At 66.5% G+C, this 7,037-nt stretch carries 7 protein-coding genes; 2 read left to right on the top strand and 5 right to left on the bottom strand.

Annotated elements, in window-relative coordinates; genetic code table 11:
• Nucleotides 1-633 precede the first annotated feature (633 nt).
• The gene (locus ACPCXD_RS22760) at nucleotides 634-1,242 is read left to right on the top strand and encodes a hypothetical protein (protein ID WP_229568211.1); all 609 of its coding nucleotides are present in this window, start codon (nucleotides 634-636) and stop codon (nucleotides 1,240-1,242) included.
• 673 nt (nucleotides 1,243-1,915) lie between these two features.
• Here the strand turns inward: ACPCXD_RS22760 and ACPCXD_RS22755 are convergent.
• Together ACPCXD_RS22755 and ACPCXD_RS22750 are read right to left on the bottom strand one after the other, a co-directional pair.
• On the bottom strand, nucleotides 1,916-2,287 hold the full coding sequence (locus tag ACPCXD_RS22755; RefSeq protein ID WP_423661193.1) for a DUF4389 domain-containing protein: 372 nt from the start codon (nucleotides 2,285-2,287) through the stop codon (nucleotides 1,916-1,918).
• Entirely contained in the window at nucleotides 2,226-3,434 is a 1,209-nt protein-coding gene (locus tag ACPCXD_RS22750; protein WP_423661192.1) for a DUF4389 domain-containing protein, read from the bottom strand. The genes ACPCXD_RS22755 and ACPCXD_RS22750 overlap by 62 nt, the downstream gene beginning before the upstream one ends.
• 360 nt (nucleotides 3,435-3,794) lie before the next feature.
• Here ACPCXD_RS22750 and ACPCXD_RS22745 point away from each other — a divergent pair, with 360 nt between their 5' ends.
• Nucleotides 3,795-4,382: an Rv1733c family protein gene (locus ACPCXD_RS22745; RefSeq protein ID WP_229568214.1), complete on the top strand. Its 588-nt coding sequence runs from the start codon at nucleotides 3,795-3,797 to the stop codon at nucleotides 4,380-4,382.
• Between the two features lie 47 nt (nucleotides 4,383-4,429).
• Here the strand turns inward: ACPCXD_RS22745 and ACPCXD_RS22740 are convergent, their stop codons facing one another.
• The 3 genes from ACPCXD_RS22740 to ACPCXD_RS22730 all read right to left on the bottom strand — a co-directional run bounded on the left by ACPCXD_RS22740 (nucleotide 4,430) and on the right by ACPCXD_RS22730 (nucleotide 6,813).
• Entirely contained in the window at nucleotides 4,430-4,771 is a 342-nt protein-coding gene (locus ACPCXD_RS22740) for a hypothetical protein (RefSeq protein WP_016696365.1), read from the bottom strand.
• An 82-nt stretch (nucleotides 4,772-4,853) separates the two neighbouring features.
• On the bottom strand, nucleotides 4,854-6,254 hold the full coding sequence (locus ACPCXD_RS22735; protein WP_423661191.1) for a wax ester/triacylglycerol synthase domain-containing protein: 1,401 nt from the start codon (nucleotides 6,252-6,254) through the stop codon (nucleotides 4,854-4,856).
• A gap of 4 nt (nucleotides 6,255-6,258) precedes the next feature.
• A complete protein-coding gene (locus ACPCXD_RS22730; RefSeq protein WP_026061932.1) occupies nucleotides 6,259-6,813 on the bottom strand; it encodes a CBS domain-containing protein in 555 nt (184 codons plus the stop codon).
• Nucleotides 6,814-7,037: the final 224 nt, after the last annotated feature.

The raw sequence follows: 7,037 nt of genomic DNA, 5'->3' as shown, positions 1-7,037 counted from the left end.
GCGGTTCGGCGTCTCGGCGTCGCATAGCACGAATCGACTGGTCGGCTGAGGGTGTTTTACACGGCCGTTTCATATATGTCGGGCCGGAGGCAACGAATCCGAGTCGAGAGTAGAGCGGTTGCGCATCTGCTGTGTGCAGCATCCAACCGTGTCGTCCATCGCGCAGGCACACGACCTGGCTTCGCGACTTGGGCGCCGATTCTCGGAAGTCACCGACCCCGAGGGGTGTCGACTCGACGAATCCCGTTCCGTGTCACGCGAGGGCACGGGCAATGAAGCAGGAATTCGACGTCTCCTCCATCGTGCTTGTCGATCTCCCGCGGCATTGCTCGATGTCGGCGGAACGGGGCTTTCACCCGCCGACCGCTGACGTTGGCGACTTTCCAGATTACGCCCGGGACCGCGTATCTGGTGTCCGTGCTCCGGCGGCGAGGGGCTCGAATCGGGACCGAACCGGCACCGCGGCCGGGCCCGGTCGATCGGGACCACGGCCAGGTACGGTAACGACATTCGTCTCGAGGGGTAGGTGCTCACCCTGCAGAGCAGCGGCGGCTGCGGCGGGCCTTCGACGATCTCAATGACCCCGGCGCGAAAAGCGCCCGTTGCGGCGCACGATGTTCCTATCGTGGAGCGGTGACAGGAACCGAATCCGACAACCCCGCTACCGGTGATCTGCTCGATGTCTATCTACCGACCTACGATGTCGTGCTGACCGAACACCTGACGGTCGAAGCCGATGTGTCCGCCACCTACCGGGCCGCGCATGATCTGGATTTCCTGCGGGTCCGCACCCCATTGCTGACCGCGGCCTTCTTCGTCCGCGGACTGCCCGCCCGTCTCGCCCGCCGACCGGCGCCAACGCTGCCTGAGCTGCGCATGTTCGCCGACCCCTCGTCGGCTGGGTTACCCGGCTGGCTGATCCTGGGGCAGGTACCCGATCGGGAGATCGCCTTCGGTGCGGTCGGTAAGTTCTGGCAGCCCGACATCGAATGGCGCGACGTCCCTCGCGAGGAGTTCGCGGCGTTCGACGACCCAGGATGGGGAAAGATCGGTTGTCACTTCCTGGTGCGACCCAACGGCGCGAACCGCAGTGTGCTCAGCTACGAATGCCGCACGAGCACGACAGATCCGCGCTCACACAAGCAGATGATGCGGTACTGGTGGCTGATTCGGCCGTTCGTCGGTCACATCATGCGTGCCACCGTGCGCACCATCGCAGCCGATGCCCGCCGAGGCACCTGATTTCCCTTGTTCCACCCGGCAGCCACACACGGGGAAGCCCACGGTGCGCGTGGCGCGGACTCTGCTCACCGAGCCCTCATCGAGGCAAGGGGGCCATGCGGTTCTGAGGCCGGCATGCCGACCCGATTGCGCGGGATCGTCTCGAATCGCAAGGCCGAGAACCATCCCGATTCCCGCCCCATAAGCGATGCCGAGGCCCACAGCGTTGTCGAGGACACTGGGCTCGATTGCCATGTACCCGGACGATACGGCAGTGGGCGAGCAATCGGACTCCATGCTGCATCGACAGTCGGAGTCAATGGTCCACAGGCACGCGCATGATGGGACCGAAACGCGGCCGCACGAACCACCAGAGGCACCTGCGCGCCGTCCTGGACCGCAGATCGGGGGTGACCGCAGCATCCGTTGCCGACCGCACCGAAGCCGCGTCCGTAGGGACGCCTCATGAATGGGCGCCGATCTTGCCCCGATTCGCTCCGCACGTATCCCCTCGTGCTCGAGGAGCGGGGTTTGCGTATCGACCCGAAAGCTCTCCGGATCGTCCACGAGCGAGGTGCCGACATCCGGAGAGATGCGCGAGAGGCCTGATCCGGTACACCGATCCTCGGTCGTGCTCGGCAGCGTCGGGGCGGACACGGTCGCTGGTGCGGCGCATCGAGTGTGGACCAGAACGTCACAGACGCGGTGGTTCGCGGGTTGACAAATGGTCCGGGACCGACGAGGAGGCGGCCGGTCCTGGCGGTGGGGTGGTGTCGGCGCGCTCGCCCGGGTCGTGCGGGCCCTGGTCGAAGTGGAAGGGAGGATATTCGTCGCGCATGAGCGCGGCATAGGCCCACACGCGATATAGCCAGCGGTTGATGCCCATGACGAAGTCGAACAATCCCCGGGGATAAGTGCCGGTGAACAACACCGCCAGTGCCGCGAACAACACCAGCACGCCCAGCAGTGAACCGAACGCCCATGTGCCGTTGCCGGTGGCGTTGTCAGCACCGTTGCCGGTGACGATCCCGATGCTCCAGCCGCCGAGCCATCCGCCCGCCAGCACTGCGAGGACGAGGTAGTGGGGGATGGCCAGCAGCCACCACTTGATCAACACCAGTCCGCGGGAGAGTCTCTGGGGGTAGTCGACTTCGAGATCGGCCGGGTAGTCGGTGCGGTGCAGGCTGAACGGGGGGGTAGCGGTCGGTGCCCAGCGCCGAATAGGTGTAGAACGCCACCCGCCAGTTCCAGCGCAACACCCCGACGTTGAAATCGAACAGGGCACGGGGATAGCGGCCTGTGACCACGATGGCGACCCCGGCGGCCAGGGTGGCGAACACGAAGGCGACATTCAGGAAGAACAGCACGAGGTAGTGCGGGATCGCGATGATCCATTTGACCAGCCACAGCCACCGGGACAGCGGTTCGTCCAGTTCTCCGCGCAGGTGCACCGGGTACGCCCGCACCTGGTGTTGCGGTGCCGGTGTGGGCGTGGCGTCGGCGGCACCGTATGCCGGCCGGTGCGCAGGTGGGGGTCCGTGACGGCCGAGTCCGATCGCCCCGGCGAGCAGCAGGGGCAGTCCGAGGATCAGCAACACCACGGCGCCGGCCAGCGCCCCCAGCGCGAGCGGTCCGAGCAGGTCGATGTGCGCCCCTGCCTGCAGGCGGACATCGACTCCCGGTGAGCCGTCGGCATTCATGACCACGACGGTCCAGCTTCCCTCACGTACCGGCCATTGGGCCTGCTGGGTTCCCGCCCCGACGGCGGTGGCGTCCCAGAAGGGTTGCTCATTCGGTGCTGCGGCGGGCTCGTCGCCGGGGATCTCCCGGTAGTCGGCGTCGAAGGGATCGAACTGCACCTCGGTGATAACGGTGTGCGCGACGTCCGCCAGATAGGCCTCGACGTCGCGGGTGGGGCCGATTCCGACGAAGATCTCACGCTCCGGTGCGGTGGCCGTGGCGCGCACGAGGAAACGGCCGATGTCCTGGGTGCGGAAACCGGGCGGGGCCGGTTCGTCGAGGAACAGATCCACACGTTCGGAGAGCAGCGCGCTGGAGGCGGTTCGGAACGTCTCGGTGGGGGTGGTCAGATATCCCTTGTCCCGCTGGATGACGTACAGCACCCCCAGGATCAACGCGGCGGCCCCCAAGAGCATGCCGAGCAGCGAGAGGATTGTGCCGACGACGAGCAGGACGACTTTGCCGGTCTTCACGGATTGGCCCTCCAGACGACAACGACGGTCGGGGGAGTCGTCGGGTCACTGGAGGAACGACTCCGGGACTGTGCACTGGTGCGGTGGGGCACGCAGAGGTGACGGCGCGGCGCCCTCGGCGGATTTGTCGGGGGCGTTGCCGGTGGTCGGTCCCAGCGTATGTCGCACAGGTCAGTGCCGGGAAGGGAACAACGGCTCTACCGAATCGTGCCCGGCGTTCGGTGGCCACCGGGCGCGCCCATGGAAGCGACCAATGGCTCTACAGCAACGGCGGTAGACGGTCGACACTGAGGACAGAACAACACCGAGGACAGGACAACGGATGTCCCGGAGAGTGTGATGAGTCGCAAGGATCCGGTAGTGATTCGATGGTGGCGCCTGCGGCCGTGGAGCCCGAATCCGCTCATGCGCGGCAGTGACCGGATCGAGACCGTCGCAGTGATCTTCATAGTGGCCGCCATGATGCTGCTCGTGCCCATTGCCGGTGCGATCGGAACCGTCTCGTATGCGCAGCTGACCGAACGATCACATCAGGCGATCACCGGGGCCCAGCAAGTGCCGGCACTCGTGGTCGACAACGATGCGGGTGCAATGCCGGTGCGGGACCCGGTATCCGAGACTTCGACAGGACTTGCCCCTGTTCTCGCGCGTTGGGAGGCGGCGGGCACAGAGCACACCGGTCGGGTGAGACTCGAGACCCGCGCCGAGGCGGGGGAGACTGTGCTCATCTGGGTCGATGAGGACGGCAACTACAGGCCGGCGCCGCGTACCGGAACGGAGAACGCGATCGCGGCGCTCGGAACAGCTTTGGCGTTTCTCGTCCTCGGAACGGCGGGATGCGCACTCGTCCTGTTCGGGCTGCACTGGGTGATGAACAGACATCGGATCGTGCGGTGGCAGCAGGAGTGGCAACAGGTGCGCCGTTCGCCGGGGTGGCACATCGGTTGAGGGCACCAAATGGCGCAATTCGGACCATGGGTGCGCTTCCCAAGTTGTCACCGGGATGCGCCAGGCGTGCTCGGCCGTTGGTAGGTCACTTCCCACGGCTGCGCTCCGTGGTCGACCGGGCGCCATCCGTCCCCTTCGATGCGGTGTTGTATTTCGGCGAGGCTGTCGTCCATCCCGGGTGCCCACTGGTCCTGTGGGGGTACCGTTCCCCATAGTCGGGGGACGGGGAAGGCGGCACCGCGGTAACGTGCTCGGCCGTCGACGACGCCGACGAACCGCATGTAGGCGTTACCCGACTGGGAGGACAGGGTCGCCAGAAGCGCGGCCCACCAGTGCCGGGCCCCGACTTCTTCCAGTTGGAGTCGCAAGGTCTCGGTCTCGGGAGACATGCATCGGTCCTGTCTGTCGCGTCGTCGTCTGCCGCGTGACCCAAAAGACCCGCATGTGTGCCGGTCCGGTGATATCTGCTGGTTACGGTGCTGTTGGGTCTGCGGCGTCGGCGAGGTGGTGGAACTGTTCGTGCAGAGCCGTGGTGAGCTCTTCGAGGTCGGGGACGAGATCCGGATCGACCATGATCGTCACCGTCAGTGTGCCCGCATAGGACAGTGCCACGAAGGCGACAGCGATGTTTCCGGTGCTGACGATCAGCGGCACGATCGAGGTGACCGGCGCGTGGGCGATCGTCAGCGGCGTGGGTGGGCCCGGCAGGTCGGACAGGAACGAATTGACCAGCCGCTGCCGGTCGATGAACCACCGGAACATCCCGGTGGCGGCCAGGGCCCGGAACCACGGACCCATCACCGCGGCTGACCCACCGCGCACGGTCGCCTTCTGCAGTCGGGTCCTGTGGGCCACGGCCACCAGACGCTGTGTCGGTGTCCCGACCAGCGGTACCCGCACGGGCATGACCCCGACCTGATTGCCCAACTGGCCACCGGCGGCAGCGCTACGAGCGGACACCGGTACCGAGATCACCAACTCCGACGGGCGCTCCCCGCGCCTGCGCAGGACCGTGGCCAGGGCGCCGCTGACGGCCACCAGCAGCACATCGTTGACCGTCGCCGCCCCGCATCGCCCCACCCGGCGGAGGGTCTCCAACTCCATCTCGGCCGTGCTGACCGCACGGCGAGCACCGGTGGGGGCATTGAACGAACAGCGAGGTGCACGTCCACCGGTGCCGCGCCCGAGTTCGGCCCACGCTGCCGGAATACGGGCGAGGGTCCATGGAAGATGGCGCAGCATCCGCAGACGTTCGGTGAGGTTGTCGACGAACAATTCCCGATTCCGGGGCCGCTCGGAAATCGAGACAGGGTCGTCGGTGGGTGCGGTGGTGTGCGGGCCATCGACGAGGTGCGCCAGAATCGCCAGACCTCCGATCCCGTCGGCCAGCACGTGGTGCAGCACCATCACCACCGCCACCCGGCCGTGGGGATCCGCGATGTCGGTGACGACGATCGCACGCCACAACGGCCGCGTTCGAGGCAATAGCCAGGTGAGCGCGTCCAGCGCCAGCGACAGGACGGCCTCCCGGTCGCCGGGAGCCGGGCACCGCACCTGCGACAGGTGGGCTTCGAGGTCGAAGTGCGCATCGTCGAACCAGTAGGGACGTCCGAGCCCGCAGCCCGGTTCGATCAAACGTTGCCGCAACCGCCCGATCCGGACGAGTCGCTCGGCGAGGACGGACCGCACCGTCGCCGGATCCGGGGTGTCGATGTCGGTCTCGGCGAGGAAAAGTACCGCACCGACGTGCAGTGGTACCGGTCCGACATCCGAGACGAGCTCGGTCAGATCACCTGGACCGATACGCTCTATCTGCTTCGATCCGATCACCTTTCGCGGACCGTGCGTGTGGTTGTCTGCGCCGGGGGTCATGGCGTCAGCCGACACGTACACCGGTCACACCGGGGACCGTCTCGGCGAGCGCGGCAACGACCCGACGTTCGGACTCCTCGGCGTCTGCGCCGGAAACGTCGACGCGGCCGTCGGTGACCGTCGCCGTCCAGCGATGTGGTCCTGCGTAGACGTCGAGACGGTGCTGAACCTCGTGCAGGATGCGGGTGTCATCCATCGTCAGCAACGACAGCAGATCGCGCCGTGTCACGATCCCGACGATCTTGCCGTTCTCGACGATCGGGATTGCGCGCAGACCGGAGCGCAGCATCGCGGAGGCGAGAGCACTGACCTCGGTCTCTGGGGTCATCGCCACCACCGGGCTGGTCATGGCATCGGCTGCGGTGCCCTCCGTTCGAGGATGGTTGTGGAACTTCTCGCGCAGCAGATCACCTTCGGAGACGATGCCGACCAGGTGTTCGTCCTCGACGACAGGCAGGGCGGTGAAGCCGGATTCGTCGGCGATGCGCAGGCAGTCGTCGATCGACGTCGTCGGGCCGACCGTGGTGACGGGGATGCTCATGATGTGCCGCGCGTGCATGCTCGTTCCTTCCGTCGACTCCAGCGTCACCGCCCTACGCGCTCGGGGGAAGAGTCGTTGGACCCCTGTCGTCGATTGCGGACCGACGTCCTTTCACCCCGCGATTCGATCCGAAGACCGCCCCCAGCGGCCTACCGTGAAACACATCCTGCCGTGCACGAGACAAAGCGCCCCTGCACTCGGCACGGCCACACTCCGGGGAGTCAACCATGGCCGAAGACAAT

The sequence above is a fragment of the Rhodococcus sp. AB351 genome (assembly GCF_049538275.1).
GTDB lineage: Bacteria > Actinomycetota > Actinomycetes > Mycobacteriales > Mycobacteriaceae > Rhodococcus.
This window is presented reverse-complemented; position numbering and strand designations above follow the sequence as displayed.